At 68.5% G+C, this 25679-nt stretch carries 28 protein-coding genes and 1 tRNA gene; 13 read left to right on the top strand and 16 right to left on the bottom strand.

The genetic code is table 11. The features are described 5' to 3' along the window. Nucleotides 1-19: 19 nt before the first annotated feature. The 3 genes from AB0I59_RS25125 to AB0I59_RS25115 are packed head-to-tail and all read left to right on the top strand — an operon-like array spanning nucleotide 20 to nucleotide 1990. Nucleotides 20-535: a phage holin family protein gene (locus tag AB0I59_RS25125; RefSeq protein WP_061253920.1), complete on the top strand. Its 516-nt coding sequence runs from the start codon at nucleotides 20-22 to the stop codon at nucleotides 533-535. Beyond that, nucleotides 525-1445, top strand: coding sequence for an alpha/beta fold hydrolase (locus AB0I59_RS25120; protein ID WP_358136547.1), 921 nt, complete (start codon nucleotides 525-527; stop codon nucleotides 1443-1445). The genes AB0I59_RS25125 and AB0I59_RS25120 overlap by 11 nt, the downstream gene beginning before the upstream one ends. Before the next feature lie 38 nt (nucleotides 1446-1483). Then, entirely contained in the window at nucleotides 1484-1990 is a 507-nt protein-coding gene (locus AB0I59_RS25115) for a DUF309 domain-containing protein (protein WP_061253922.1), read from the top strand. Between the two features lie 194 nt (nucleotides 1991-2184). Here AB0I59_RS25115 and AB0I59_RS25110 read toward each other — a convergent pair whose 3' ends face one another. Next, complete coding sequence (locus tag AB0I59_RS25110) at nucleotides 2185-3369, bottom strand: MarP family serine protease (protein WP_061253923.1); 1185 nt, start codon at nucleotides 3367-3369, stop codon at nucleotides 2185-2187. A 71-nt stretch (nucleotides 3370-3440) separates the two neighbouring features. On the opposite strand from AB0I59_RS25110, the gene AB0I59_RS25105 reads away from it, so the two are divergent. Beyond that, nucleotides 3441-3965 carry a HEAT repeat domain-containing protein gene (locus AB0I59_RS25105; protein ID WP_061253924.1) on the top strand — a complete coding sequence of 175 codons (525 nt, stop codon included), beginning with the start codon at nucleotides 3441-3443 and terminating at the stop codon, nucleotides 3963-3965. A gap of 5 nt (nucleotides 3966-3970) precedes the next feature. Here AB0I59_RS25105 and AB0I59_RS25100 read toward each other — a convergent pair whose 3' ends face one another. Further along, a complete protein-coding gene (locus AB0I59_RS25100) occupies nucleotides 3971-4663 on the bottom strand; it encodes an NUDIX hydrolase (protein WP_061253925.1) in 693 nt (230 codons plus the stop codon). Between the two features lie 88 nt (nucleotides 4664-4751). Beyond that, entirely contained in the window at nucleotides 4752-5471 is a 720-nt protein-coding gene (nth, locus tag AB0I59_RS25095) for an endonuclease III (protein ID WP_358136542.1), read from the bottom strand. Nucleotides 5472-5553: 82 nt separating this feature from the next. On the opposite strand from nth, the gene AB0I59_RS25090 reads away from it, so the two are divergent. Beyond that, nucleotides 5554-6234 (top strand): Crp/Fnr family transcriptional regulator, encoded by a 681-nt coding sequence (locus tag AB0I59_RS25090; protein ID WP_061253927.1) that lies wholly within the window; start codon nucleotides 5554-5556, stop codon nucleotides 6232-6234. Here the strand turns inward: AB0I59_RS25090 and AB0I59_RS25085 are convergent. From AB0I59_RS25085 to AB0I59_RS25065, 5 genes are all read right to left on the bottom strand, one after another. Further along, nucleotides 6231-7022 carry an MBL fold metallo-hydrolase gene (locus AB0I59_RS25085; protein WP_061253928.1) on the bottom strand — a complete coding sequence of 264 codons (792 nt, stop codon included), beginning with the start codon at nucleotides 7020-7022 and terminating at the stop codon, nucleotides 6231-6233. The two genes, AB0I59_RS25090 and AB0I59_RS25085, sit on opposite strands and share 4 nt — an antisense overlap. Nucleotides 7023-7062: 40 nt before the next feature. After that, the gene (locus tag AB0I59_RS25080; protein WP_358136538.1) at nucleotides 7063-7896 is read right to left on the bottom strand and encodes an NUDIX hydrolase; all 834 of its coding nucleotides are present in this window, start codon (nucleotides 7894-7896) and stop codon (nucleotides 7063-7065) included. Between the two features lie 181 nt (nucleotides 7897-8077). Next, on the bottom strand, nucleotides 8078-8539 hold the full coding sequence (locus tag AB0I59_RS25075; protein WP_061253930.1) for a RidA family protein: 462 nt from the start codon (nucleotides 8537-8539) through the stop codon (nucleotides 8078-8080). 1 nt (nucleotide 8540) lies between these two features. After that, nucleotides 8541-8693 (bottom strand): Sp36 family protein, encoded by a 153-nt coding sequence (gene sp36 / locus AB0I59_RS25070; protein WP_143737071.1) that lies wholly within the window; start codon nucleotides 8691-8693, stop codon nucleotides 8541-8543. A 70-nt stretch (nucleotides 8694-8763) separates the two neighbouring features. Next, nucleotides 8764-9708, bottom strand: coding sequence for a slipin family protein (locus AB0I59_RS25065; RefSeq protein WP_358136534.1), 945 nt, complete (start codon nucleotides 9706-9708; stop codon nucleotides 8764-8766). Between the two features lie 231 nt (nucleotides 9709-9939). On the opposite strand from AB0I59_RS25065, the gene bagA reads away from it, so the two are divergent. After that, a complete protein-coding gene (gene bagA, locus AB0I59_RS25060) occupies nucleotides 9940-10944 on the top strand; it encodes an ATPase BagA (RefSeq protein WP_358136531.1) in 1005 nt (334 codons plus the stop codon). Nucleotides 10945-11011: 67 nt separating this feature from the next. After that, nucleotides 11012-12139, top strand: coding sequence for an ATPase BagB (gene bagB, locus AB0I59_RS25055; RefSeq protein ID WP_358136528.1), 1128 nt, complete (start codon nucleotides 11012-11014; stop codon nucleotides 12137-12139). Between the two features lie 32 nt (nucleotides 12140-12171). Here bagB and AB0I59_RS25050 read toward each other — a convergent pair whose 3' ends face one another. Continuing rightward, nucleotides 12172-12468 (bottom strand): WhiB family transcriptional regulator, encoded by a 297-nt coding sequence (locus AB0I59_RS25050; RefSeq protein ID WP_061253934.1) that lies wholly within the window; start codon nucleotides 12466-12468, stop codon nucleotides 12172-12174. 258 nt (nucleotides 12469-12726) lie between these two features. Between AB0I59_RS25050 and AB0I59_RS25045 the strand changes: the two genes are divergently transcribed. Further along, complete coding sequence (locus AB0I59_RS25045) at nucleotides 12727-14937, top strand: transglycosylase domain-containing protein (protein WP_061253935.1); 2211 nt, start codon at nucleotides 12727-12729, stop codon at nucleotides 14935-14937. 128 nt (nucleotides 14938-15065) lie between these two features. Here the strand turns inward: AB0I59_RS25045 and AB0I59_RS25040 are convergent, their stop codons facing one another. After that, nucleotides 15066-15521: a GatB/YqeY domain-containing protein gene (locus AB0I59_RS25040; protein ID WP_061253936.1), complete on the bottom strand. Its 456-nt coding sequence runs from the start codon at nucleotides 15519-15521 to the stop codon at nucleotides 15066-15068. A gap of 81 nt (nucleotides 15522-15602) precedes the next feature. On the opposite strand from AB0I59_RS25040, the gene AB0I59_RS25035 reads away from it, so the two are divergent. Together AB0I59_RS25035 and AB0I59_RS25030 are read left to right on the top strand one after the other, a co-directional pair. Continuing rightward, a complete protein-coding gene (locus tag AB0I59_RS25035; protein WP_358136523.1) occupies nucleotides 15603-16505 on the top strand; it encodes a metallophosphoesterase in 903 nt (300 codons plus the stop codon). Between the two features lie 80 nt (nucleotides 16506-16585). Then, nucleotides 16586-16659 (top strand) — tRNA-Pro (locus tag AB0I59_RS25030). Nucleotides 16660-16832: 173 nt separating this feature from the next. Here AB0I59_RS25030 and AB0I59_RS25025 read toward each other — a convergent pair. After that, nucleotides 16833-17084 (bottom strand): hypothetical protein, encoded by a 252-nt coding sequence (locus AB0I59_RS25025; protein ID WP_061253951.1) that lies wholly within the window; start codon nucleotides 17082-17084, stop codon nucleotides 16833-16835. Between the two features lie 690 nt (nucleotides 17085-17774). Between AB0I59_RS25025 and AB0I59_RS25020 the strand changes: the two genes are divergently transcribed. Next, the gene (locus AB0I59_RS25020; protein WP_061253952.1) at nucleotides 17775-17981 is read left to right on the top strand and encodes a cold-shock protein; all 207 of its coding nucleotides are present in this window, start codon (nucleotides 17775-17777) and stop codon (nucleotides 17979-17981) included. 279 nt (nucleotides 17982-18260) lie between these two features. On the opposite strand, the gene AB0I59_RS25015 is transcribed toward AB0I59_RS25020, so the two are convergent. Continuing rightward, the gene (locus tag AB0I59_RS25015) at nucleotides 18261-18662 is read right to left on the bottom strand and encodes a helix-turn-helix domain-containing protein (protein WP_358136520.1); all 402 of its coding nucleotides are present in this window, start codon (nucleotides 18660-18662) and stop codon (nucleotides 18261-18263) included. 491 nt (nucleotides 18663-19153) lie between these two features. Between AB0I59_RS25015 and AB0I59_RS25010 the strand changes: the two genes are divergently transcribed. Continuing rightward, the gene (locus AB0I59_RS25010) at nucleotides 19154-19480 is read left to right on the top strand and encodes a tyrosine-type recombinase/integrase (protein WP_061253953.1); all 327 of its coding nucleotides are present in this window, start codon (nucleotides 19154-19156) and stop codon (nucleotides 19478-19480) included. Here AB0I59_RS25010 and AB0I59_RS25005 read toward each other — a convergent pair. From AB0I59_RS25005 to AB0I59_RS24995, 3 genes are all read right to left on the bottom strand, one after another. Beyond that, a complete protein-coding gene (locus AB0I59_RS25005) occupies nucleotides 19463-20752 on the bottom strand; it encodes an IS256 family transposase (protein WP_358136517.1) in 1290 nt (429 codons plus the stop codon). The genes AB0I59_RS25010 and AB0I59_RS25005 overlap by 18 nt on opposite strands. A 579-nt stretch (nucleotides 20753-21331) precedes the next feature. Then, nucleotides 21332-21709, bottom strand: coding sequence for a hypothetical protein (locus AB0I59_RS25000; RefSeq protein WP_358136514.1), 378 nt, complete (start codon nucleotides 21707-21709; stop codon nucleotides 21332-21334). After that, nucleotides 21700-22464: an FHA domain-containing protein gene (locus AB0I59_RS24995; RefSeq protein ID WP_358136511.1), complete on the bottom strand. Its 765-nt coding sequence runs from the start codon at nucleotides 22462-22464 to the stop codon at nucleotides 21700-21702. Before AB0I59_RS24995 ends, AB0I59_RS25000 begins: the two co-directional genes overlap by 10 nt. A 634-nt stretch (nucleotides 22465-23098) precedes the next feature. Between AB0I59_RS24995 and AB0I59_RS24990 the strand changes: the two genes are divergently transcribed. Further along, nucleotides 23099-23425 (top strand): hypothetical protein, encoded by a 327-nt coding sequence (locus AB0I59_RS24990; RefSeq protein ID WP_061253956.1) that lies wholly within the window; start codon nucleotides 23099-23101, stop codon nucleotides 23423-23425. 24 nt (nucleotides 23426-23449) lie between these two features. Here AB0I59_RS24990 and AB0I59_RS24985 read toward each other — a convergent pair whose 3' ends face one another. Beyond that, nucleotides 23450-25636, bottom strand: coding sequence for an AfsR/SARP family transcriptional regulator (locus tag AB0I59_RS24985; RefSeq protein ID WP_358136508.1), 2187 nt, complete (start codon nucleotides 25634-25636; stop codon nucleotides 23450-23452). Between the last annotated feature and the right edge of the window lie 43 nt (nucleotides 25637-25679).

Below are 25679 nucleotides of genomic sequence, written 5' to 3'. Positions count from 1 at the left end.
GCAGAATAGGAGATCGCTGATGCCCGAGGACGAATCGCTCGGCGCGCTCGTCGCACAGGCGAGCACGCACATCTCGACACTCGTCCGCTCGGAGATCGAGCTGGCGAAGGCCGAGCTGAAATTCGACGCCAAGCGCGTCGGGACCGCCACGGGGCTGTTCGGGGCGGCCGCCTTCATCGGGCACCTGTGCCTGATCCTCGCCTCCTTCACCATCGCGTACGCCCTGATGGCGGCCGGGCTGGCCCAGTGGCTGGCGTTCCTCATCGTCACGGTGTTCTACCTGGTGGTGGCGGGCGCGCTGGTCTTCGTCGGCTACCGCCGGCTGAAGGGCCTGAACCGCATGCAACGCACCACCCGCACCCTCAGGAACCTCAAGGGTGGCGGAGGCGACGGCGAGACCGTCGAGGGCGGTACGGCGCGGCCCAGCCTCTTCCCCGAGACGGCGCCCGCGCGCAAGCCCTACACCGGCCCCACCGCCGGGCAGGTCGGCGCACACCGCGAGACGGTGAGCGAGACGCCGAGCCATGGCGGCTGACGAGTCCCTGGTCCAGATCGACGGACCATGGACGCACCGCGCGGTGCACGCGGGCGGCACCCGGTTCCACGTGGTGGAGGCGGGTGACGGCCCGCTGGTGCTGCTGCTGCACGGGTTCCCGCAGTTCTGGTGGACCTGGCGGCACCAGCTCGTGTCGCTGCCCGCGGCGGGTTACCGCGCGGTCGCGGCGGACCTTCGCGGCTACGGCGCCAGCGACAAGCCGCCGCGCGGCTACGACCTGCCGACGCTCGCCATGGACGCCGCCGGGCTGATCCGCGCGCTGGGCGAGACCGGCGCGATCGTCGTCGGCCACGACTGGGGCGGCCTGCTGGCCTGGACCATGGGGGCGCTCGATCCCAAGGTGGTGCGCCGGCTGGTCCCCGTGTCGGCGCCGCATCCGCTGCGGCTGCGCGCGTCGCTGATCACCGACCCGCTGGGACAGCTCAGGGCCAGCGGTCACAGCCTCGGCTTCCAGCTTCCCGCGGTGCCCGAGCGCCGGCTCACCGCCGACGGCGGTGCGCTCGTCGGACGGCTGCTCGACGAGTGGTCGGGGCCGGAGTGGCCCCCCGAGGACGTCGCCCTGACCTACCGGGACGCCTTCCGCATCCCCGGCGTGGCGCACTGCGCGCTTGAGTACCACCGCTGGTTCGGCCGTTCCCAGCTCCGGCCGGACGGCCTTCGCTATGCCCGCCAGATGCGCGCCGAGGTCGAGGCGCCGACGCTCCAGCTGCACGGCTCCCTCGACTCCTGCATCCTGCCCCGGACCGCTCAGGGGTCCAGCCGCTTCGTGGCCGCGCCGTACCGGTGGAGGATGATCGAAGGTGCCGGGCACTTCCCGCACGAGGAGCGTCCCGAGCAGTTCGACGCCGAGCTGATCGCCTGGCTCTCCGACCCCGAGCCCGACCGCTAGGTCCCGCGACCGGCCACACGGAGCGATCTGGAGGGATCATGCGCGACCGCGACGAGACGGGCCGCCCCCGCAGCGCCCGCCCTCGCGACGAGTACGGCAGGCCGCTGCCCCATGGCGCGCAGGGCGTGCCCCGCGTCCCTGACGACTACGCTCCGAGCGCTCAGGAGGCGCTGGCGGACGCGGCACGGCTGCTTGCGGCCGGACGGCCGTTCCACGCCCACGAGGTTCTGGAAGCCCGCTGGAAGACCGGTCCTGCCGGCGAGCGGGAGCTCTGGCAGGGCCTCGCCCAGATCTGCGTCGGCCTCACCCACCTCCAGCGCGGCAACCTCTCCGGCGCCGCCGCCTTGCTCACCCGCGGCTCCGCCCGCGCCGGCGCGTACGGCCGGTCTCTGCCGCCGGGCGCCGTGCCGTACGGACTGGATCTTGACGGGGTGGCCGGGGCCGCCGAGGCGATCGTCGCCGGGCTGGCGGCCGGGCCGGCGGAACCCGGCGCGGCGATCGAGGAGATCCGGCGCGGCCTGGTCCGCGTCTCCCCCGGGCCGTGACCTACGCCGCCTCGCCCGGCGCCGGGAAGGCGGACCTCGGCTCCCCGCCCGACCACCACACACCGATCGCGAACGCCGCGGTCGCCTCCAGGCGGCCCGGGACAGCCCGCCGCAGCGCAGCGGCACGCAGCCGGTCGCCCCGGCCAGAGCGGCGCGGCGGCACCCATCTCGGCCGGGAGCCTGGGCCTCCGGGGTCAGTCGCACTCCTGGGTGTCGGCGGGGGCCATGGCACCGCTGCCGTCGTCGGCGTCGGGACGGACTTCCTCCGCCGTCAGGGCGTACCCGGTCTCCGCCTGGTCGGTCGCGGCGGCGAAGATGACGCCGTAGACCCGGCCGTCCGGGCTGAGGAGCGGACCACCGGAGTTGCCCGGCTGGACGGTGCCCCGGATCGCGTAGACCTCGCGCTCGACCTTGTGCCGGTTGTAGATGTCGTACGACTCGGCGGGCTGCTTGATGCGGATGCGGGCGGCGAGCGGGGTGAACCCGTGACCCTTGGGATATCCGGCGATGATCGCGTCGCCGCGGCTCTTGGCGGTGTAGTCGAACCGCAACGGCGACACGTTCAGACCGGGGACGTAGAGGACGGCGATGTCCCTGTCGGGGTTGTAGAGCACCACCCGGGCGTTGTGCGGCGTTCCGGTGGAGTCGGTGACCCGCAGCTCCTGGCTGACCCCGGCGACGACGTGGGCGTTCGTCATGATGCGGTTGCGGGAGTAGACGAAGCCGGTGCCCTCGATGCGCTTGCGGCAGGTGGGCGCGGTCCCCTGGATCTTGACGATCGCCCGCCGGGCGCGGCTCAGCCCGGGGCTGCCCTTCAGCACGCCCTCGTCCGGCGGAGGAACGTTCTGGCCACCGATAGAGGTGATCACCTCGGGCCATTCCGAGGAGTCGACGAAGTCCCGGAACGGCTTCTGCAGGGCGCGTACGCCGTTGGGGATGGCCTCGTCCACGGCCTGCCAGACGACTGAGCCGTTGATCTGCTCCTTGGGCAGGGGAAAGCCCATGGAGACGATCAGCGAGCCGAGCAGCCAGGCGATGATCAGTACGGAGAGGCCGCTGGCCAGCGAGCCGCCGAAGGCGTCCACCATGCGCGCGGGCTCCCACGTGACATGGCTGCGCACCACCGCTCCGACGGTGGACGACGCGAACTGGCCGATGGTCGCGGCGAGAAAGACGATCACGATGGCGAGCAGCGCGCGCTCGGTGTCGCCGCTCACGATCGCCCCGGCGATCGGAGGCGCGATGAACATCCCGAGAAGGGCGCCGCCGATGAAGCCGACGAAGCTGAACGCCCCGATGATGAACCCCTGCCGGTATCCGGACACGGCGAAGGCCACGACCAAGCCGATCAGGATGAGGTCCAGGAGATCACCGCGCACAGATTCAACGGTATCCAGCCACGCCCGTCGTCGTGCACACCTTCCCCCACGCTGCTCGATATCGTGACGTCATGGGGGGACCGGTCGAGGAACTGATCCAGATAGCGCTGGCCGACGGCGACCCGGACGGCACCGTGCGCTGGCAGGCGATAGCCGTGCTTCAGGAACGCGGAGACCTGGAGACCTTCACCCTGGCGAGACGCCTGTGCGCCGCGCGCACGACCGCGGAACGCGTTCTCGGGGTGGACATCCTGGGCGAACTCGGCCGGGACCGGCCATTCGCCGACAAGACACTTCCGATCCTGCGCTATCTCGCGGCCAGCGAGCAGGACGCGCGGGTGCTGTACTCGGTGCTCATCGCCTTCGGCCACCTGCGGGACGCGCGGGCGCTGCCGTCGGTGATCGAGCTGGCCTCGCACCCGGAGCACTCGGTCCGGTACGGCGCGGCCTACGCGCTGCCGAACGTGATGGGGATCCCGCCGGACCCGGCCGGTGTCGCCGCGCTGCGCCTGCTGGCCTCCGACCCCGACGACGACGTCGCCGACTGGGCCGCGCTCGGGATCAGCCTGGTCAGCGACCGCGGGTTCGACTCGTAGGGGTTCTAGCCGCGGGAGGCGAGTCTCAGGACGTCGGGGGGCAGGTCCTCGACGCGTGACCGGTCCCAGGGCCGCTCGAACCCCGACACGGCCAGCACGCGATCGAGTATCCCCGCGGTGAAACCCCAGACCAGCAGGCCGCGCACCCGGAACGCGGGCGCGCCTCCCGGATCTCCCGCGAACGCGCGGGGCGGGTCCTCCTCCGGCGTGGCCCGGCCTCGTGGGTACCGCAGCCGCAACCGGTTGGCGGGATCGACGAGCTCGGCCACCGGGATCCGCTCGACGGACTCGACCTCGTCCGGCGAGGCGGCGTGCACGGCGCTGGGCGTGTGCCACCACCCGAGGACGGGCGTCACGCGGTTGTCGCTGCGCCAGACGTAGAGTTCGGGCATCGTTCCGACGATCTTCACCCCGCGCGGGTCGAGACCGGTCTCCTCCTGGGCCTCACGCAGCGCGGCCCCTATGGGACCGTCGTCCTCGGGATCGACGCCGCCGCCGGGAAAGGCGGGCTGGCCCGCATGCCTGCGGCCGTTGGAGCTGCGCTGGATGAGCAGGACGTCCGGCCCCGCAGGTCCCTCGCCGAACAGCAGGAGCACCGCGGCCCGCCGCCCGGCGCCGTCATCGGGAGGCCGCAGCACCTCGGGCACGGGGTTCCGTCCGGCGTTCGCCGCCAGATCCGTCAGCCAGCCGGGAACCAATGTCTCCTCCGATGCAGATCGAGCCGCGCGAGCCGTACAACCGCGGAACGGCGGTCAAGCTTCCCGAGCAAGCGGAACTTCCCTCAGATCAGGAGAAGGGACCTTCCTTCACGAGCCTGCCCGCCTCTGCGGGGTCGGTCGGCCCGGTGCCGTACGACGGGCAGAGGGCGGCGACGGAACAGGCGCCGCAGGCGGGCCTGCGGGCGTGGCAGACGCGACGGCCGTGCCAGATCAGGCGGTGCGAGAGCATCGTCCACTGGGATTTGGGGATCAGATCCCCGACCTCGTGCTCGATCTTGACGGCGTCGGTCGCGGCGGTCCAGCCGAAGCGCCTGGCCAGGCGGCTGAAGTGGGTGTCCACGGTGATGCCGGGGACGTCGAAGGCGTTGCCGAGCACCACGTTGGCGGTCTTGCGCCCCACTCCGGGGAGGGCGACGAGCTCCTTGAGCGTGCCGGGCACCTCGCCGTGGTGGCGGTCGCAGACGGCCTGGGCCATGCCGATGATGCTGTTGGTCTTGGCCCGGAAGAAGCCGGTGGATCTGATGATCTCTTCGAGCTGGTCCCGGTCGGCCGCCGCATAGTCAGCCGGTGTCCGATACTTCGCGAAAAGCACCGGAGTAACCATATTTACCCTTTTGTCCGTACACTGCGCCGAGAGGATCGTGGCGACCAGCAGTTCAAGGGGGTTGGCGAAGTCGAGTTCGCAATGAGCGTCAGGATAGGTTTCCGCCAGGATTCTGTTGATCCGCCGCGCACGGCGAACGAGAGCGAGCCGGGACTCCCCAGCCGTCTGAACTTTGCGGGACACCCCGTAAGACTACGCGGACGGCGTAGGTCACAATGGCTTGCACGGCGCCAACGACCGAGCGCGACCATTGCAAGGAGGCACCGTGAGCACCGACGACGTACTGAGCAAGGCGCCCCTGTTCTCCGCGCTCGACCGTGAGGGCGCCGCAGCACTGCGGACGAGCGTCACCGAGGTCGAGTTGTCCAAGGGACAGACCCTGTTCAGTGAGAACCAGACCGGCGACCGGCTCTACGTGGTGCTGGAAGGAAAGATCAAGCTGGCCCGCACCGCGCCCGACGGCAGGGAGAACCTGCTCAGCGTGCTGGGCCCCGGGGAGATGTTCGGCGAGCTCTCCCTGTTCGACCCCCGCCCGCGTACGGCTTCCGCCATCGCCCTGACGGACGTCCGCCTGGCCGGCCTCGGCCACGACGACCTGAGGCCGTGGCTCACCGGCCGCCCCGAGGTCGCGCTGCACCTGCTGCGCGCTCTCGCCCAGCGGCTCCGCCGTACGAACGACGTGCTGGCCGACCTGGTCTTCACCGACGTGCCCGGCCGTGTGGCCAAGCAGCTGCTCGATCTCGCCGACCGTTTCGGCCGCAAGACCGAGGACGGCCTCCGGGTCCACCACGACCTGACCCAGGAGGAGCTCGCCCAGCTCGTCGGCGCCTCCCGCGAGACGGTCAACAAGGCGCTGGCCGACTTCGCCCAGCGCGGCTGGCTGCGCATCGAGGCCAAGGCCGTGGTCATCCTGGACATGGAGCGGCTCTACAACCGCTCCCGCTAGAGCGACTTGAGATAGTCGAGCTGGGCCGCCACCGACATCTCGGCGGCGGGCCAGAGCGCGGGATCCACCTCGGCATAGACGATCTCGACGATCTGCCGGGCGTCTCTGGCGCCGTCCCGGATGGCCTGCCGGATCTGGTCCAGGCGCAGGCGGCGATGGGCGATGTACCCGTCCAGGACCCCCACGGGATCGGGCAGAACCGGGCCGTGGCCGGGCAGCAGCGCCTCCGCCTCAAGGATCTCGGCTCCCGCCCGCAGCTGGTCGAGGCTCCGCAGATAATCGGCCAGATCCCCGTCCGGCGCGATCACCGTGGTCCCCCGGCCCAGGATCGTGTCGCCCGTCAGCATCGCGCGGTCCTCGGGCAGCCAGAAGCAGAGCGAGTCGAACGAGTGCCCCGGGGTGCCGACGACCCTGACCTCCAGGCCGTCCAGGTCGATGACGTCGCCGTCCGCGAGCCCCTCGCCGCCCAGCCGATGGCTCGGATCGAGTGCCCGGACCGGCGCGTTCACCATCTCGGCGAACGTGCGCGCGCCCCCGCTGTGGTCATGGTGCCCGTGCGTGAGCAGGACGGCCACGACCCTGCGCTCGGCCAGATGATCGGCCACCCGCCGGAGATGCGCGTCGTCGTCCGGTCCCGGATCCACCACCAGTACGGTTTCCGCCCGGCCGATGACCCAGGTGTTGGTGCCGTCCAGCGTCATCGGCGAGGGATTCGGGGCCAGCAGGCTGGTGGCGTGCGCCGTACCGGAACCGTCGATGCCCTCAACCGGGATCCGAATGCCGCTCATCTCTCCCCGTTCGCGGAAGGAGCCGTTCCCGTCGTCCCGTTCATGGCGTACGCCCCGGGACGTGGTCGGGGTCGGGGACGATCAGGACCATCTCACCGTCCACCTCGGCGGCGGACGGCTGCACCGTCGTGATCGCGTGCTCCTCGCGCAGCACGTCGTCGATCGTCTCGAACCCGGCGAGTTCGGTCAACGTACGGAAGGTCGGCGGCATGAGCATGATCTCGCCCGCCTTCCCGCGGTCCAGGGCGGCGGCCGGGCTCATCCAGGCGACCTCGTCGGCCTCGCCCCCGACGTCGCGCGTGCGCTGGCCGGGCGGTAGCGCGGCGACGAAGAACCGGGTGTCGAACCGCTTGGTCTCGATCTCGGGCGTGATCCAGTGTGCCCACGCCCGGAGCAGATCGGAGCGCAGCACCAGACCGCGCCGGTCGAGGAACTCGGCGAACGAGAGCGTGCGGTCGATCAACGCGAGACGGTCGGCCTCCCAGTCGTCACCGGTGGTGTCCGCCACGATCGTGGTCGCGCTCGGCCCGGCCAGGAGCACACCGGACTCCTCGAAGGTCTCCCGTACGGCGGCGCACACGAGGCCGCGCGCCGTCCGCTCGTCCGTGCCGAAGGCCGCGGCCCAATCCGAGGGCGGAGGGCCCGCCCACGCGACCGCGTGGTCGGTGTCCCTGGGGTCGACCGAGCCTCCGGGGAACACGTAGGCGCCCGCGGCGAAGGCCATCGTCGCCTTCCTGCGCAGGAGATAGACCTCGAGCGGATCGTCACGGAGCACCACCACGGTGGCCGCGTCTCTGGCCGGCACGATCGGGACGCGCCCCGCGAGGATGTCCCGCGCCCGTTGCCCGATCTCTCCCGGAAGCGGGATCCCCATACACCCTCCACGCGGTAGCGCCTCTGTGCGACTCATTAGAACATCGTTCGGGTGACACGCCTACGGCGCCGGTGCGGTCACGTGAGGGGCGCCCGCCCGCGACGGCGGCGGGCGGGCGCCCCTCGATCGCGAGGAACGCTCTGGACGCCCCCGCGATCTCGCACCGCGTACGAGGAGGTGGTCAGCGGACCTCGGCGATCAGCTCGACCTCCACCGGGGCGTCCATCGGGAGGACCGCCACGCCGACGGCGCTGCGCGCGTGCTTTCCGGCGTCCCCGAGGATCTCCCCGAGCAGCTCGCTGGCGCCGTTGGCGACGGCCGGCTGGCCGGTGAAGCCCGGCGCGCTGGACACGAAGGCGACGACCTTCACGATCCTGACGATGTTCGACAGGTCGCCGACGACGGACTTCACCGCCGCGAGGGCGTTCAGCGCGCAGATCCGCGCCTGCGCCGCGGCGTCCTCGGCGGAGACCTCGGCGCCGACCTTGCCGGTGACGGCCAGCTTGCCGCCGACCATGGGAAGCTGGCCGGAGGTGTAGACGTAGTCGCCCGTACGGACCGCGGGCACGTACGCCGCGAGAGGAGCCACCACCTCGGGCAGGGTCAGCCCGAGGTCGGCGATGCGCTTTTCAGGGGTGCTCATATCACTTCGCTCGCTTCATGTAGGCGACAAGCTGCTCGGGGTTCGGCCCCGGGATGACGGAGACCAGCTCCCAGCCGTCCTCGCCCCAGTTGTCAAGAATCTGCTTCGTCGCGTGCGTCAGCAACGGCACCGTGACGTATTCCCACTTGGTCATGGGGCCAGGTTATCGACGGATCACGCCGCGCGTCCGAGCAGACGTCCCCGGCGGGAGGCACGCTCGGCCTTCAGGGGGTCTCCCGGTTCCAGACGGGGTTCTGCACGGTGGGAGCGTGATCGGCTCCGTCGGCGGCAGCCGGAAGGCCGGAGAGCCCGGGAACGGACACCTGAGACTCGATCGCGGGCAACTCGTCGATGACCTCGTCCACCGGCTCGGGCTCCTCTTCCTCCTCCTTCGCCGCCGCGGCCTGCGCCGCCGCCGGGGCCATCCGGTCGAAGAAGCGCAACATCTCGACGGGCAGCGGCATCACCAGGGTGCTGTTCTTCTCCGCCGCGACCTCCACCACGGTCTGCAGCAGGCGAAGCTGCAGCGCGGCCGGGTCGGACGACATCTCCTTGGCCGCCGCGGCCAGGCGCTTGGACGCCTGGAACTCGCCGTCCGCCGTGATGATGCGGGCACGCCGCTCACGCTCGGCCTCGGCCTGGCGGGACATCGAGCGCTTCATGCCCTCGGGCAGCGCCACGTCCTTGATCTCGACCCGCTCGATCCTGATGCCCCACGGCCCCTCGGTGGGCTCGTCGATGACGTTCTTCAGCTTGGCGTTGAGCGCGTCGCGGTCGGAGAGGAGCTGGTCCAGCTCCGACTGGCCGATGACCGAGCGCAGCGAGGTCTGGGCGACCTGCGACACCGCGAAGAGATAGTTCTGCACGTTGACGACGGCCTTGATCGGGTCGATGACCCGGAAGTACACGACGGCGTCGACGCGTACCGAGACGTTGTCACGCGTGATCCCCTCCTGCGCGGGGACGCCCATCGTGACGATCTGCATGTTGACCTTCTGCATCCGGTCGATCATCGGAGCGACCAGATGAAGGCCGGGCCCCCGGACGTTCGACTGGATGCGCCCGAGACGGAAGACGATGCCCGTCTCGAACTGCTGAACGACCCTGATGCTGCGGGCCAGCACGATCAACACGAAGATCGCTAACATCAGGACCAACGCGAACAGCACCGACTCCACGATCGGTAACCCCTTTCCACCCCGTTGTGCGAAAGCGATGAAGCCTGCCCCCAAGCCAATCCGTGCGCGAGCCGTACCGCAAGGGTCCCCAACGGACGGCCTCCGCGAAATCGACATGTGACCTTTGGGTAGCCTTCAAACCGTGAGCGAGCGGAGCGAGCGAACGATCCGGCGTGGCAGCGTCGCCGACGCCATTCCGACGCCCCCTGGCGAGGAGGAGCCGTGAGCGCTCGGGACACCGATTGGGACGGCGTGCGGCTGCACGTCGTCACCGGCAAGGGCGGCACGGGGAAGACCACCGTGGCCGCCGCCCTGGCCCTCGCACTCGCGGCGGGCGGCCGCAAGGTGCTGCTCGTCGAGGTCGAGGGCAGGCAGGGCATCGCCCAGGTCTTCGACCTGCCACCGCTGCCGTACGAGGAGCGGAAGATCGCCGTGGCCCCCGGCGGTGGCGACGTGTACGCCCTGGCGATCGACCCGGAAGAGGCCATGCTCGAGTACCTCGAGATGTTCTACGGCCTCAAGCGCATGGGCAAGGTGCTCACCCGGATGGGCGTGGTCGACTTCGCCACCACCATCGCTCCCGGCCTGCGCGACGTCCTCGTCACCGGCAAGACCAGCGAGGCCGTACGCCGCCGTGACAGGTCGGGCAGGCGGGTCTACGACGCGATCGTGATGGACGCGCCGCCGACGGGTCGGATCACCCGCTTCCTCAACGTCACCCAGGAGGTCGCCGGGCTGGCCCGGGTCGGCCCCGTCAAGAACCACGCCGACCTGGTGCGCGGGGTCGTCGCCTCTCCTGAGACGGCGGTCCATTTCGTCTCGCTCCTGGAGGAGATGCCGGTCCAGGAGACGCTGGACGGCGTCACCGAACTGCACGACGCCGAGCTGCCTGTCGGCGGTATCTTCATCAACATGGTCCGCCCGACCGGCCTGCCGAAGGACGTGCTGGACTCGGCGCTCAAGAAACGCTTCGACCACGCGGAGCTCGCGCTCGGGCTGAAGGCCGCCGGCCTCGTCGGCGAGTCGGCGGACGCGTCGGCGATCGCCCAGGCCCTCGCCGAGGAGGTCACCGAGCACGCCCACAGGACCCGGCTGGAGAAGCGGGAGCGGGCTTCCCTGGCGAAGGCGGGGACGCCGCGTTATGAGCTGCCGCTCCTCGCCGACGGCACCGACCTGGCCGGGCTGTACGAACTCGCCGAGGCCATCCGCGCGCAGGGCGCGGCATGACCCGATCCCGTACGGCCCCGGCAGCCGCGGGTCACCTCCGGACGTCCGGACGTCGAAAGGCAGAGCTGTGACCAAGACCGCGCCCGTTCTGGACATCGACGCGATCCTGGACGACGAGAACACGCGCATCATCGTGTGCTGCGGCTCCGGCGGCGTCGGCAAGACCACCACGGCGGCGGCCCTGGGGCTGCGGGCCGCGGAGCGCGGCCGTTCGGTCGTCGTGCTCACCGTGGACCCGGCGAAGCGGCTGGCCCAGGCCATGGGGCTCACCGAGCTGGACAACGTCCCGCGCCGGGTCAAGGGTGTCGGCTCCCAGGGCGAGCTGCACGCGATGATGCTCGACATGAAGCGGACCTTCGATGAGATCATCGAAGCGCACGCGGACCCCGAGCGCGCCCGCCAGATCCTGACAAATCCCTTTTATCAGTCGCTGTCGTCGAGCTTCTCCGGCACGCAGGAGTACATGGCGATGGAGAAGCTGGGCCAACTCCGCCGGTCCGGCGACTGGGATCTGATCATCGTCGACACGCCGCCGTCCCGGTCGGCGCTCGACTTCCTCGACGCGCCGGAACGCCTGGGGCGGTTCCTCGACGGGCGGCTCATCCGTATCCTGATGGCCCCGGCCAAGGCCGGGGGCAGGAATGCGTTCAAGCTGCTCAACGCGGGTTTCGGCATCGTCGCCGGCGCGTTGACCAAGGTGCTGGGCGCTCAGGTGCTGAAGGACATCCAGATGTTCGTCTCGGCCCTCGACGCGGTCTTCGGAGGCTTCAGGCAGCGAGCCGAGCAGACGTACAAGCTGCTGCAGGCGCCGGGAACAGCCTTCGTCGTAGTCGCCACGCCGGAACGCGACGCCATCCGCGAAGCCTCGTACTTCGTCGAGCGGCTGGCCGAGGAGCGCATGCCCCTGGCCGGGCTGGTCATCAACCGGCTGCACCGCTCGCCGGCGCCCGCCCTGTCCGCCGCCCGGAGCACCGCGGCGGCGGAGGACCTGGAGTCCCGCGGCGAGCACGAGCTGGCCTCCGCCGTACTGCGACTGCACGCGGGACGGATGCAGCTCGCCGCCCGCGAGCAACGCGAGCAGGAACACTTCATGTCGGCGCATCCGACCGTGCCGATCGCCCACGTCCCCGCGATGGCCGAGGACGTGCACGATCTGGACGGGCTGCGCGAGATCGGAGATCTCCTCGCGTCATGACCTGTGGAGGAGGGAGGGGGTGAACCCCCGGCTCATCCGGCGATGAGCTCGTTGGTTCGCTCGTACTCTTCCTTGGCCGACTCCAGCAGGTCGCGCCAGGAGTTCACATCGGGCCGGCGCCTCAGCAGCGCGCGGCGTTCCCGCTCGGTCATACCGCCCCACACCCCGAACTCGATGCGGTTGTCCAGCGCATCGGCGAGGCACTCGGTACGGACCGGGCATCCCCGGCAGATCAGCTTCGCCCGGTTCTGCGCGGCGCCCTGCACGAAGAGAGCGTCAGGATCCGCACCTCGACAGGCGGCACGGGAGGTCCAATCCGTGATCCACATGTTCGACCCCACTCCCCTTAAGGTGGTCAGTCGTCATTTCGGCCGACGGGCGCGGGCGTCGAGCCTCCTAGTTGCATTGCCGCAGAGGAGAACGTACGCAACAAGTCGATCGGACCGACAGACCCGGGCGGACCAATTTCCCAGATGGTCATGTCAGGCCATGTGGCCGGGAATGACTAGTCCTCCCCGAGACGGCGCAGTGTAAAGTAGGGACCTCCGGTAGCGATCGAGTACTCCGCTCGACGTACCCTTGGTTACGTGCAAGCTCAAGGCAAAGCTCAGGCAACGGCGCTTGGAACCGTCCTGCGGCTGATCGCCGCCGCGGGAGCGGCGGGGGTGCTGGCGGCGGCCATCGCGCTACCGGCGGTCGGCGGTGCGGGCATCACGGTGAAGTCCGTCAAGGAAGAGCTGAACATCGCTCCGGAGGACCTCGACGAGCCTCCGCTTCCCGAGAAGACCACGCTGCTCGACGCGGGCGGCAAGCAGATCGCGCAGTTCTACTTCCAGAACCGGGAGTCCGTCCCGCTCGACAAGATCTCTCCGATCATGCGGAAGGCCATCGTCGCGATCGAGGACTTCCGTTTCTATGAGCACGGAGCACTCGACCTTGAGGGCACGAGCCGCGCTCTCATCAAGAACCTCACCACGGGGGGCGTCACCCAGGGCGGCTCCTCGATCACTCAGCAATACGTCAAGCAGGTCATCTTCAACAAGGCCGAGACCCAAGAGGACAAGGCCGCGGCCATCGCACCGACCCTCTCGCGCAAGCTCAACGAGATCCGGTACGCCATGGCCATCGAGAAGAAGTACTCGAAGGACGAGATCCTCAACCGATATCTCAACATCGCGTATTTCGGGGCCGGATCTTACGGCATCGAGGCGGCGTCCAAGCGGTTCTTCGGCAAGCACGCCTCCGAGCTCGATCTCGTCCAGGCCGCCACTCTGGCGGGAGCCGTACAGAACCCGAACAACACCGACCCGAACCTGGGCAAGGCGTACCGGGACCGGCTGATCACCCGGCGCAACACCGTGCTGGACCGGATGGCCGAGCTGAAGATCATCACGCTGGAGGAGGCCGCGAAGGCCAAGACCAAGAAGCTCGGCTACAAGGACAAGCCCATCCCCGGCGGCTGCGAGGAGAGCGAGTTCCCCTACTTCTGCCTGTACGTCCAGAACGAGATCCTGCACGACGAGCAGTTCGGCAAGTCCGAGAAGACCCGGCGGGAGTTCCTCAACCGGGGCGGTCTGACCATCAAGACCACCCTGAACCGCGACATGCAGAAGGCCGCCGAGAAGGCGATCAAGAAATACGTCCACACGGGCGACAAGCCCGTCGCGTCCGAGGCGCTCGTCGAGCCGGGCACCGGCGCGATCCGCGCGATGGCGGCGAGCCGGAAGTTCGGGACCAACCACAAGAAGAACGAGATGTCGTTCAACGTCGTCGCGGACGCCCTGCATGGCGGCGGCACCGGCTTCCAGGCCGGCTCGACGTTCAAGATGTTCACCCTGGTCACCGCCCTCAAGGAGGGCATGAAGTTCGGTGACGGCTTCAACACGGGCGCCACTTTCCAGGCCAACGGGTACTCCGACTTCAAGAACTGCAAGGGCGAGAACGTCGGCGACCCCACCACCGCCCAGGGCAACTCCGAGGGCGGCGCCGGCGGGTTCAGGACGCTGGAGACCGGCACCTGGGGCTCGGTGAACACCTTCTTCATGACGCTGGAGCGGAAGGTGGGGCTCTGCGACGTCGTCAAGACCGCCAAGGACTTCGGCATCAAGCGGGCCGACGGCCAGAAACTGCGCGAGTTCCAGACCTTCACCCTCGGCTTCAACGAGATGGACCCGGTGACCGTGGCGTCCGCGTACGCGACCCTCGGCGCACGCGGCAAGTACTGCGCCCCGATGGCGATCACGGAGATCGTCGACCGGTTCGGCAAGGTCACCGCCTTCAAGCCTGAGTGCAAGCAGGCCGTGGAAGAGGAGATCGCGGACGCGGCCACCAACATCCTCCAAGGCGTGTTCACCAAGGGCACCATGCGCGGCGTCGGCGGGATCGGCAGGGACGCCGCGGGCAAGACCGGTACCGGCGACCAGTCACGGACCGTGTGGTTCGCCGGGTACACGCCGGATCTCGCCGGCGCGGTCAGCCTCGGCGACCCTCGCGGCCCGGTGCGTTACCCGCTGGGCGGCCAGGTCATGGGCGGGCGTACCTACGGCTCGGTGTTCGGCGCCACCATCCCGGGCCCGATCTGGAAGGACACGATGCTGGGGGCGCTCAAGGGCGTCTCTGCCACATCGTTCGTCGCGCCCGACATGTCGAGGTTCGGCGGCTGCACCCAGCAGTGCGCTCCCCGACGTCCCGCCCACGACGATCGGGGCGGTGACCGCGGGGGCGACGGCGGAGACCACGGCCGAGGCAACGGCCGCGGTCACGGAAACGACGACGGCGGTCCCATCATCATCGACTGAGGTCGCCTCACGGCGACGGTCGCGGGCCGGCGGGCACTCCGTCGGCCCGCGACCGTCTGCGGCCCCGACCTGCCGGCCAGCGCGCCCGCGGCCCAGGTCAGCGGGCTCGTGCGCGTCCGCGGCCCGGGTCAGCCGGCCAGCCGGGCGCGTACAGCCTGGGCGACACGGCCGCCTTCGGCGCGGCCCGCGACCTTCGGGTTGAGAACCTTCATGACCTGGCCCATCGCCTTGGGACCCTCGGCACCGCTCTCCGCGATCGCCTCGTCCACGAGACGGTTCAGCTCGTCGTCGGAAAGCTGCGCGGGGAGGTACTCCTCAAGGACGGCCTGCTCGTCCAGCTCGGCCTGCGCCTGCTCGGCGCGTCCGGCGTTCGCGAAGGCCTCGGACGCCTCACGGCGCTTCTTCGCCTCCCGGGTCAGCACCTTGACGATCTCCTCGTCGGAGAGCTCGCGGGCCTCCTTGCCCGCCACCTCCTCGACGTTGACGGCGGCCAGGGCCATCCGGATGGTCCGGAGGCGTACCTCGTCACGGGCCTTCATCGAAGCCGAGAGATCGGCCTTCAGCTTGTCCTTCAACGCACTCATAGGGTCCATCTTGCCGTCTCGGCGGGCCGGATCTCGCCTCGTTATCCCTGAGCCGCCTCCCGGGTCGGGCATGATGGCTGTGTGAGGAAAGCTGTGGCGGTTCCCTTGTCCCTGCTCGGTCTCGGCGTGGCCGGTCTCGGTTACGCCTCCATCGTGGAACGGAACTGGTTCCGCCTGCGGCGCTTCGACGTGCCCGTTCTCGGTCCCGGGCAACGGCCGATCCGGATCCTGCAGATCTCCGACCTGCATCTCACCCCGGGACGCTCCAGGTTGATCAACTGGGTGCGTTCTCTTGCGTCCCTCCAGCCCGACCTGGTGGTGAACACGGGTGACACGTTGGCCCACCCGGACGCGATCCCGGCCTACATGCACGCGGTCGAACCCCTGCTCGACCGGCCCGGCATGTTCGTGTACGGGTCGAACGACCTGTACGCGCCACGACCCAAGAACCCGGCCAGGTACCTCTGGCGTACGTCCAAGAACGACGCGCGGCAGCACATCCCGAACCTGCCCTGGGACGAGCTCGGCTCCGCGATGACCGCGGCGGGCTGGCTCGACATGAACAACACGACGGCCCGCCTGAAGGTCGGCGACCTGGACGTCCACGTCGGCGGCATCCACGACTCGCACATCGACCGCGACCGGTACGACGTGATCGCCGGCCCCGCCCCCTCCGACGCCGATCTACGGCTGGGCGTCATGCACTCGCCCGAGCCGCGGAACATGTCGCGCTTCGCCGCCGACGGGTACCAGCTCCTGCTCGCCGGTCACACGCACGGCGGCCAGCTGTGCATTCCCTTCTACGGGGCGCTGGTGACGAACTGCGGCATCGACCGGGCTCGCGTCAAGGGGCTGAGCAGGCACGAAAGCTCCTGGCTGCATGTGTCGGCCGGCCTCGGCACCTCGCCGTACGCACCGGTGCGGTTCGCCTGCCCTCCGGAGGCGACGCTTCTCACGCTCGTTCCCCGGCGGACCTCATCGTGATCATCCAGTCCGGGGATGACACAAGCACGACCAAAGTCCGCTAGACTTTGCGAGGCGCAGGGCGAACAAGCTCTGCGCACCGGGGTGTAGCGCAGCTTGGCAGCGCGCTTCGTTCGGGACGAAGAGGCCGTGGGTTCAAATCCCGCCACCCCGACTCGGAAATTGCAGGTCAAGGGCCTGATCGCTGAAGACAGCGGTCAGGCCCTTGATCGTTTGACCGTCATTTGACCGTCGGTCTGAACGCCTCCAGGGGGCACCGACCGGTTCAAATGAGTTTCCCTGGGCACCTTGATCGCTGCATGATGTCCCGCGCAGGCGAAGTCTTGTTCAGATCAGCAAGGCCGAACAAGCGACCCGCGTCCAACCGCTCAGATGACGGAGCGTCCAGTGATGCCCACCCCTCCTCCGTACGACATGACGCTCGGCGATATCGTCATCAAGCACCCTCGCCTTGGTGCCGTACTCGAAGAGGCACACAGGCGCAGGGTCGAGATGTCCACGAGTCTGCTGGAGGACGTCCGTCTCAAAGGTGCGAACCAGTTGCTCCTCCGGCTCGATCAGCTCGTTCAGGCGTTTCATGCCGAACCGCCGCTCAAGCGTGTGGCATTCCTAATCGAACGCAGCATCGCTGACTTCGAGACAGCGCTGGAGGCCACCCTTGCCGGGTACGGAGCCGTCGCCTTCGACGCCATGCGCGCGTCCCGGCGACATCCTCACCGCTGCAGGCCACAACGGCTCTGCCGGCACCCGCGCCGAGCATGAGCTGAGCCTGGCCGACCGGACAACGAAGGCCCACAGGCCCGACAGCCGGTTCGCCACGACTTCGCGCCCTCATGCCTTGGTGTGGATCGCCGCCATCAATACGGGGAACCCGTAGCTGCGCGGCGGCGGATAGTCAGGGGCCGCCAGCGGCCGGATCGGCAGGTAGCGCACCCCGTCCTGGCGAGCGCCTGGGCGGCCTCGGCGCAGGCAGGCGCGGATGACGGCCGTGGGCCGCGCGGCCTGAGATACGGGGGCGGGAGTGCGGCGCCGCGCGGAATGCGACTCCTCCAGGCGGATAGCGGCGGGGTATGCGTATCACGCCTCACGTGTGCTAGGTTGAACGTAGTTGCAGTTGTGGTACCCATAATGAACTTGTGTGCACCTGACGGTATGTAGCCTCAGGTGCATTTTTTGTTTGCCGGCCTTCTCCGGGTGTGGGCCTATCTCGGCGACGCGGAATTCGTGCAGTGCGGATTTCGGCTTTGCACCTATCAAGAGGAGATCAACATGGCTTCTGGCACCGTGAAGTGGTTCAACGCGGAAAAGGGCTTCGGCTTCATCGAGCAGGACGGCGGCGGCGCCGACGTCTTCGCGCACTACTCCAACATCGTCTCTCAGGGCGGCTACCGCGAGCTGCGCGAGGGCCAGAAGGTGGCCTTCGATGTCACCCAGGGCCAGAAGGGCCCTCAGGCCGAAAACATCGTTGCCGCCTGACAAAATAGCGCCACGTATCAGGGCTCACACCTTCACGGGTGTGAGCCCTGATACGTTTCCGGCTGCCGCATCGCTGCCGCACGAGAGTCGGCGGCACGGGATGTCCACCACAGCCCCACAGCTCCTCGATACCAGTAATCGACAGCGTGCGAAACGTTATTACGCCTGGCAGGAGGCACGCATCCGGGAGGTCAGGCCAGCGAAAAGCGCGACCACGTCGCCAAGCTGCACACCAAGACCCGGTCAGCCTCACGCTGCCGGGTCTTCTCACCGCCGGTGCTAGTGTCCGGCCGGGCGGTCGCGCGCGTTGTTGATGCGCAGCGCCTCGGCGAGCTGGTCTTCCAAGATGATGATCCGGCAGGCGGCTTCCACAGGAGTGCCCTGATCGACGAGTTCCCGCGCGCGCGCAGCCAGCCGCAGCTGGTAGCGAGAGTAGCGGCGATGGCCGCCGCTGGAGCGTTTCGGCTCGATCAGTTTCGCGACACCCAGAGCCCGCAGGAACGCGGGGCTGACACCGAGCATCTCCGCGGCCGCGCCCATGCTGTAGGCGGGGTAGTCCTCATCGTCGAACCGATCCTCGAACCGGTCTTCAGCCCTGAATCCAGCCCTGGACCCGGCCGTGTCCGCAATCCTGCCGTGAGCGAGCGTTTCGCCCTCGGCAGCCGAGCGAGGTTGATCCATGCATTCCTTTCCATCACGCGCACAGGGGGCCCCGGCACCTGTCGCGCCGGGGCCCCGAAGGGTTCAACACCATCTACCGGCCATATCTGGCCGGCTCACTGTTTTCCGCGTCCGCCGTACTGAGCGGCGGTGATGCGGGGATCGCGGATGCGTGACCGTAGACCACCTTCCCATCCGTGGAATTCCGGTACCCGAGCGGCGAGACTCAGCCGGCAACGGGCGATCCCGATGGCGTCAAACACTCCCTTCATCTCTTTCTTCCGGACCACTATCCGGCTTCACCTGCGGCAGCGCGTCCACGATCAGGGCCCCTAACCACTGCGCTGGCCCGTCACGTCCGACCTTCTGCCATCAACTTCCAACTTCATCCTGCTCCGGGCAGTTCATCGTGGTGCAAGTACTTCCGCTGCCCGGCCGATCCGTTCCTTACGATGCGAGAAACACTAGCCCCAGCGGCCACAAATGTCTACTGCGGCGAACATACATTTTCGGTGTCGAGCGCGGCAGCCTTCCGGCTCTACCTCGCCGGCGCCGACGGGCCGCTGGCCTATGACGCTGCCCACCACCGCTGGACCACCTACTGCGCGGCGGCCGGGCTGAACATCGACATGCACCAGCTGCGCCACGCCCACGCCACCGAACTGATCAACTCCGGCGTGTCCATCGAAGCCGTCCGCCGCCGTCTCGGCCCCGCCTCCACCGAGACCACCCAGCTATACGCACTGCTGGACGACAAGGTCGCCGACGCCGAGATCCGCGCCGCCCGCGAGCAATCGTCAAGACCTGTGGATCACGAGTTTCTAAGCGGCTGCCGGTGAGGGCTGATCGTCGGGGCGTTCGACGAGCCTGCCGTTGATGAAGGTCGCCCCGGCACGTACCAGGGCGACGAGGTGGGGAGCGTTGACCGCACGCCAGCGGGCCTGGGCGGACTCGATCAGCTTGAACGCCATGGCCAGCCCAGCCGCCCGGGACCCCGGCCCTTTGGTGACCTTGGTCCGGTGCCGGACCGTGGCGAACGTCGACTCGATCGGGTTGGTCGTGCGCAGATGCACCCAGTGTTCGGCGGGGAAGTCGTAGAACGCCAGCAACTCCTCGACATCGTCGACGACCTTGGCCACGGCCTTGCCGTACTTGGCGCCGTAAGCGGCCTGGAACGCCTTCACCGCCGCCAGGGCATGGTCCTTGTCCTCGGCGTTCCAGATCTCGGCCAGGGCCTTCTTCGCGCCGGGTTGCGCGGACTTCGGCAGCGCCCCCAGCACGTTGGCGATCTTGTGAAACCGGCAGCGCTGGGCTCTGGCCTGCGGGAACACCTCGCCCAGCGCGGCCCAGAACCCCAGCGCGCCATCCCCGACTGCCAGGGCAGGGGCGCGCATCCCCCGACGTTTGCAGTCGCGTAGCAGATCAGCCCAGGATTCGGTCGACTCCCGGTAGCCGTCGGCCAGCGCGATCAGTTCCTTGCGGCCGTCGGCGCGCACGCCGATCATCACGAGCAGGCACAACCGCTGCTCTTCCAGGCGGATGTTGACGTGCACGCCGTCGGCCCACAGGTAGACGTAGTCGACCCCGGACAGGTCGCGATCAGCGAAGGCGCGTTGCTCGGCCTTCCACTGCTCGGTCAACCGGGTGATCACCGGCGCCGACAGCCCGTTTGCAGAGCCGAGGAACTGCCCCAGCGCCGGTACGAAGTCCCCGCTGGACAGGCCATGCAGGTAGAGCAGCGGCAGCACCTCGGTGACCTTCGGGGTCTTGCGCGCCCAAGGCGGCAGGATCGCCGAGGAGAATCGCCTGCGTTCGCCGGTGACCTCATCGGTGCGCTTGTCGTTGACGCGCGGTGCGCGGACCTCGATCGCGCCGGCTGCGGTGAGCACTTCCCGCGGTTGGTGGTAGCCGTTGCGCACCACCAGACGGCGCCAGGCCTCGTCGCGTTCGCCCGTGAAGGCGGCGATATAGGCGTCAACCTCGGCTTTGAGCGCTTCGGCGAGCATCCGGCGGGCGCCCTCGCGGACGATCTCGTCGATCAGCGAGGAGGAGATTGGGCCGTCTGTGGTACGGCGGTCGCCGTCGGCAGGGTCAGGGACTACGGTGAGCATCGGGTGTGCCTTCCCAGCCGACGTTGGCGCGTCGGCCATGCGTGTGAGACCTCAAACGATCACCGGGAAGGTACACCCCTTCCCGGCCGATCCACAGATCTCAAGCATTGCTCCCAGTCCTGCCGTACGGCACGCAGATCTCATGACATCGGTGAGCACACCCAAGCTGAAGTCAGCCGCCATGGGATCACCCTCACCTGGCGGCGGGACGTACGTCAAACTCCTGAGAGGTGCGGCAGGGCGGCGGCCACGCTGGCAACGTCGGCGTGATCATCTGTCCCGCTCCACCCCTGTGGCCTCTACGCGCTACGGCCTGTGCTTCCCTCGTTCCGCAAGTATCCAAAATTGTCCGGTCGGACCCGCGTCGCCCAGTTCCCGGCCGGTGACCAACTACGCTCCCGCTCCCCGCCCCGCGCATGCCGCGCACAGCGGTCGTACTGAGCAGATCAACCCTCGTCGACTAGTCGACTAAGCGACAGACCCGTTTATCTTCAATCCCGCATGCAGGGCGGCGAGAGCCGCCTTGGAGACGGCTCCGGGAGAGTATGGCAGCGCGCAGGGAGCATCTTGCTGCCTGGCTCAGCCCGTGAGCATGCGCATGATGGGAGCTCCGAGCGCCCCCAGCCAGCCCGCCAGAGCCATCAGCGGCCCGCGCAACGACTCTCCCGCCGCGGCGATCGCCCCCACCGAACTCAGTACCTCGGTCAGCCGGATCAGGCGGGTGGCGATGCTCTGGCGATCGGGTCGCGCGCGGTTCAGTTCGGTCTGTACGGCTTCTGCCTCGGCCGCTTCAGACGGCAGGCTGAGAGCATGGAGCCGGGTCACCAGCGACGCGGCCCACTCACTGGGCTCCCCGCCGAGGAACGTGCCCTGCTGGCCGCCCTGGATAGTCTGGTCGCCACCCACATTGTTGATGTTGACGGCTTGCTGGTTGCCGATGTTGAACGTCAATTCCATCCTCCAACTCGTCCGCGCTGGACCGGGGCGTTCCAGGCGTGCCGGGGATCGGTGTCTACTTTCCTGCCGCGCGCGGCGGCGACGATGTGCATGATCAACGCGCTCCAGGAGAGCGTGTGGCCCGCCGTGGCGACGACCAGCGCGATCAACGTGTCCAAGCCGAAGATGGCGTGCCACACCTTCTTCATCCACTGGAAGCTCAGGCTTTGCACGGCTTCGGGGAGCCCGTCGAAGGTGTGGAAGAATTTCCAGGTGATGAAGAGGCTCCCGCCAAACTGCATGGCCAGGCTCAAGTAGATCAAGTGGCGCGCCCTGGTGCGAGCCGCCGCGACCTCCCGTAGGAAGCTCTCCCGCTGCTGGAAGTAGTGGTTGTATTGGTCGCGGCCCACATTGTTGATCTGGCCGCCTGTCTGCCGGTCGACGTCGAAGCGGACCGGGCGCTCCTGCGCGGGTCGGGCGGGCAGCATCATGCCGGTGCTCCCAGGCACCTCGTACCGCGCGCGGACCATGCCGAACTGGACCACGTCGCCATCGTGCAGCACCCGTGATCGCCGCACCGGTTCGCCGTTGACCAACGTGCCGTTGCGCGATCCAAGGTCCTCGACGCTGGTCTGACCACCCGTCTGGCTCAGCGCGGCGTGGATGGAACTGAGGTGAGGGTCGTCGAGTCGTAGATCGGCGGCGTGCCCTCGGCCGAGCGATCGGCGTCCGGGGCCCACAGGAAGCACCGTCCCCGCAAGCTGTGACGGATACATGACGACGAGTCGGGGATCATTTGATGACATTGTCACGTCGTCTCCTCTGGCACCTGCGGCCCCTTACATGGTGCGCCGTCAGGATTCACTCCGCCAGCCTTTACAAACTCGATTTCGCGAGGAGTCCGGCTCGGTTTGGCGTTGCCGGAGAAAGAGTTCTTCCAAAAAGAGAAGGAACGCTTGCCACAAATTACATCGGCGACGGATCGGGAAACGATTTTCGTCATATCGCGGGTAGGCTGACCTGCAGTTTCTGGTTCCTCGGGTGGTGCCGAACGCAGCCTCTCAGCGTCCGGCCATGCATGCGACCCACTGGGTGACCGTCAAGGCTCGCAGTATGCGCACCGCAGCGGGTTGTCGGCTTTCTTCGATCGATCACGGCGGACCTGCAGGCTGTGGCATTCAGATTCGCCATCTTCGATGAGACGATTCAGTCGAGACCTTCTCTCTTCTCATCGAACGTCGCTGATCTTCGGAGCCTGAGTGCGGCTGGTTCATTTCACAAAACACGGCCGATCCCCGGCTCCCGCCCCGGCAGTTGGTGACGAGCTGTGCAGGAGGGAGTCTCAGACGTTCTCCATGCCTATAGAGGGGCGCGGAACCGAGTACCTGTCATCGGGGGATCACGCGACGCATGTGGCGGTGGGAGGACGATTTCCTGGGTGGCGAGTCGCTGGACGGCGGGCTGAAGGTCGACCGGCAGATCCTGGCGAAGGATCCGATCACCAGGCAGGTTTTCGTCTCGGGCATCGTGACGATCCTCCGGCGCGACCATGAGCGCCGCGGCAATGGCGGGGTGAGCTGGTACGCGGTCAGAGACGCGGAGCCGCACGAGGCGGCTCGCGTGCTGTGCGCCGAGGCCACCTGGGAGGAGGACCCGGAGCGGCGGCGGGCGCTCGCCAAGCTGGTGCGGCAGAAGGTTGCAGAAGCTTGGGCTGCGCGCGGACGTCCAGCGAGCTGAGGAAGGCTCCGTATATCTCGCTTCCTATCCCGTACGAACTGAGCTGTGAGCGAGAGAAGCGAGCAGTTCTTGGGTTTCCGGCATCGGTTCGACCTGGAGACTCTGCAGGTGCGCGCGTAGGAGTCGCCCGGTCTGGCGCGCTTGATCGGCACGGCCGAGCCGCACCTGGAGGCGGATGACGCGGCACCAGGTGTCCTCCGTGTCTGGGTCGAGACGGCGGGCCTGGTCGAGGAGGTCCAGAGCCCGTTCCGCGTCATCCCCTTCAACCAGTTCGGCGAGCTGCGTCAGCGCGTCGACCTGCGCCACGATCAGCGGGTAGCGCTCGTCGAGGACCCAGTCCTCGCTGATCCCCACGCCGATTTCGCCACCACATAAACCGGCGGCGCGCGTCAAGCACGCGATCCGGGAAGCCCGGTCCCCGGCCGTGCGAGCCTGCTTAACGGCGGCCTGAAAGTCCCAGAGGTCGAAGCCGATCACCTTCGGGTCAGCTCGGTAACTCTCGTCGTCCCCGAGCTGGATGAACGGCTCGCCGCACGGTCCGGTCGACTGCTCCAGGGCGTGCCGGAGATGCCGGAGGAGGCTGTGGAACTCGTGCCCGAGCGGCTTGCCCGGCCACAGCGCCTCGCAGATGGTCTCCTTGGTCGCCCCCTGCGGATGCAGTGCGAGGTAGACCAGCAACCACAGCTTGAGTCCCCGGATCCGCAGCGGGTGTTCCTGACCCTTCACCCAGACGGCCGGTTTCCCGAGGACGCGTACCCGCACAGGGGTCGGGTGATCCCAGCTCGGAGGCGCCGCATCCTCCTCTACGGGCTGGCTCTCCTCACCCTGTGCGCCGGCGAGCAGCCGTAGCGCAGCTGCGAGGTCCGTCCGCATCACATGGAACAGCTCGGCCCTAGCAAGTCGCGGCGCGAGTGGGCCTTGGGCGGAGCCGACGCGGTGGTCATCCCCGACATGGCACGTCGTGCCATGCGGCCAGTCTCCGAGCATGAGCGCGCCGATCCCGCACCCACTCCCCGAGGCCAGCGCCGCACCGACCCGCGAGCCGACATCCACCGTCGCCGACGCGACGAGAACCACCGTTGGCAGTACGTCCCCAGGGTCACGCTCCCTCAGCGCGTCCACGGTGTCGGACTCCCGCTCAGCCAGTAGCCGACGGCGGGTGAACCGGACTTCCTCCAACCGGTCAACCGCCTCGTCTCCCGAAGCGGTGACCGTCAATCCCGGCACGTCCCCCAACTCCTCCGCGCCAATGCCGGTCAGCACGAGCGCATCTTGCCTGCTCATGATGAGTTCGGTCCGGAAATTGCCGGCCTGCTGGAGCAGGTCCAGCACGAACGCGCGGACGGCATCATCCGCGCCCGGCCCCGTCACCCCGAGGCTGAGCCCTTCCAGTGCGACCTCCACCGTGGCTCCGCGCTCTCCGGAACCGAGCATGACCGATCGTGGAACCTCCATGGCGGACGCACTCTCCCTGATCAGCTCGGCGTCCGACGGCGGCTCCTCGCCGCGCTCCCGGAAGCTCTGGAAGTACGCCTTACGCATCGTCTCCACTACCGGCGAGGGCGGATCCTCCGGCATGCTCGGGGCGGTTTCCTCAATGGACGGCGAGACGCGACGGCGACGCCGCTGGAAGCGTGACAGCGCATAGGCGGCGGCCACACCTGCGGCGACCGACATGGCGACCAAGCTCCCGGAGGGCAGCTCGATCCCCACGCGTGCGCCCTCTGCAGAAAGCGCGCCCGACGACGGCATCGGTTTCGGCTGCGGAGATTCGACCGGAGACGGCGTCGCGCGCTTTTCCCGAGGAAAGTCGCCGGAACCCCGGCGGAGCAGCGGAAGGCGAAGCCGCCAACCGGGCCGGATGAGATCAGGGTTGGTGAAGGCCTGTCCGTCTGCCTGGGGGTGACCGGCGTTGAGTTTCCAGATCTTCATCCACTGCAGCGGATCGCCGAGCCTGCGCCTGGCGATCGTCCACAGGCTGTCGCCCTGCTTGACCACATGGACAGGCCGATCGGCCAGCGCGGTCATGGCCACCGGAGAGCTGATCCGGATCGTCTCCGGATCGCTCACGGCCTCGTATTTCATTGCCACGGGAACGACCTGCGGCCGGGCCGGCGTGCTGCTGGAACCGACATCGATCGGCAGGACCGCTATGGCGAGCGAACCGATCAATCCGGCCGCGACGGTCTGGAGCGGCCCGAGCAGCGGCACGTGGACCTGTACGCCGCGGACCGCCGCCCAGATCTCCACGACC

This window comes from Microtetraspora glauca (genome assembly GCF_040656155.1).
Taxonomy (GTDB): domain Bacteria; phylum Actinomycetota; class Actinomycetes; order Streptosporangiales; family Streptosporangiaceae; genus Microtetraspora; species Microtetraspora glauca.
Note: the sequence above shows the minus strand (reverse complement) of the source record. Positions and strands in the feature narration are given on the sequence as shown.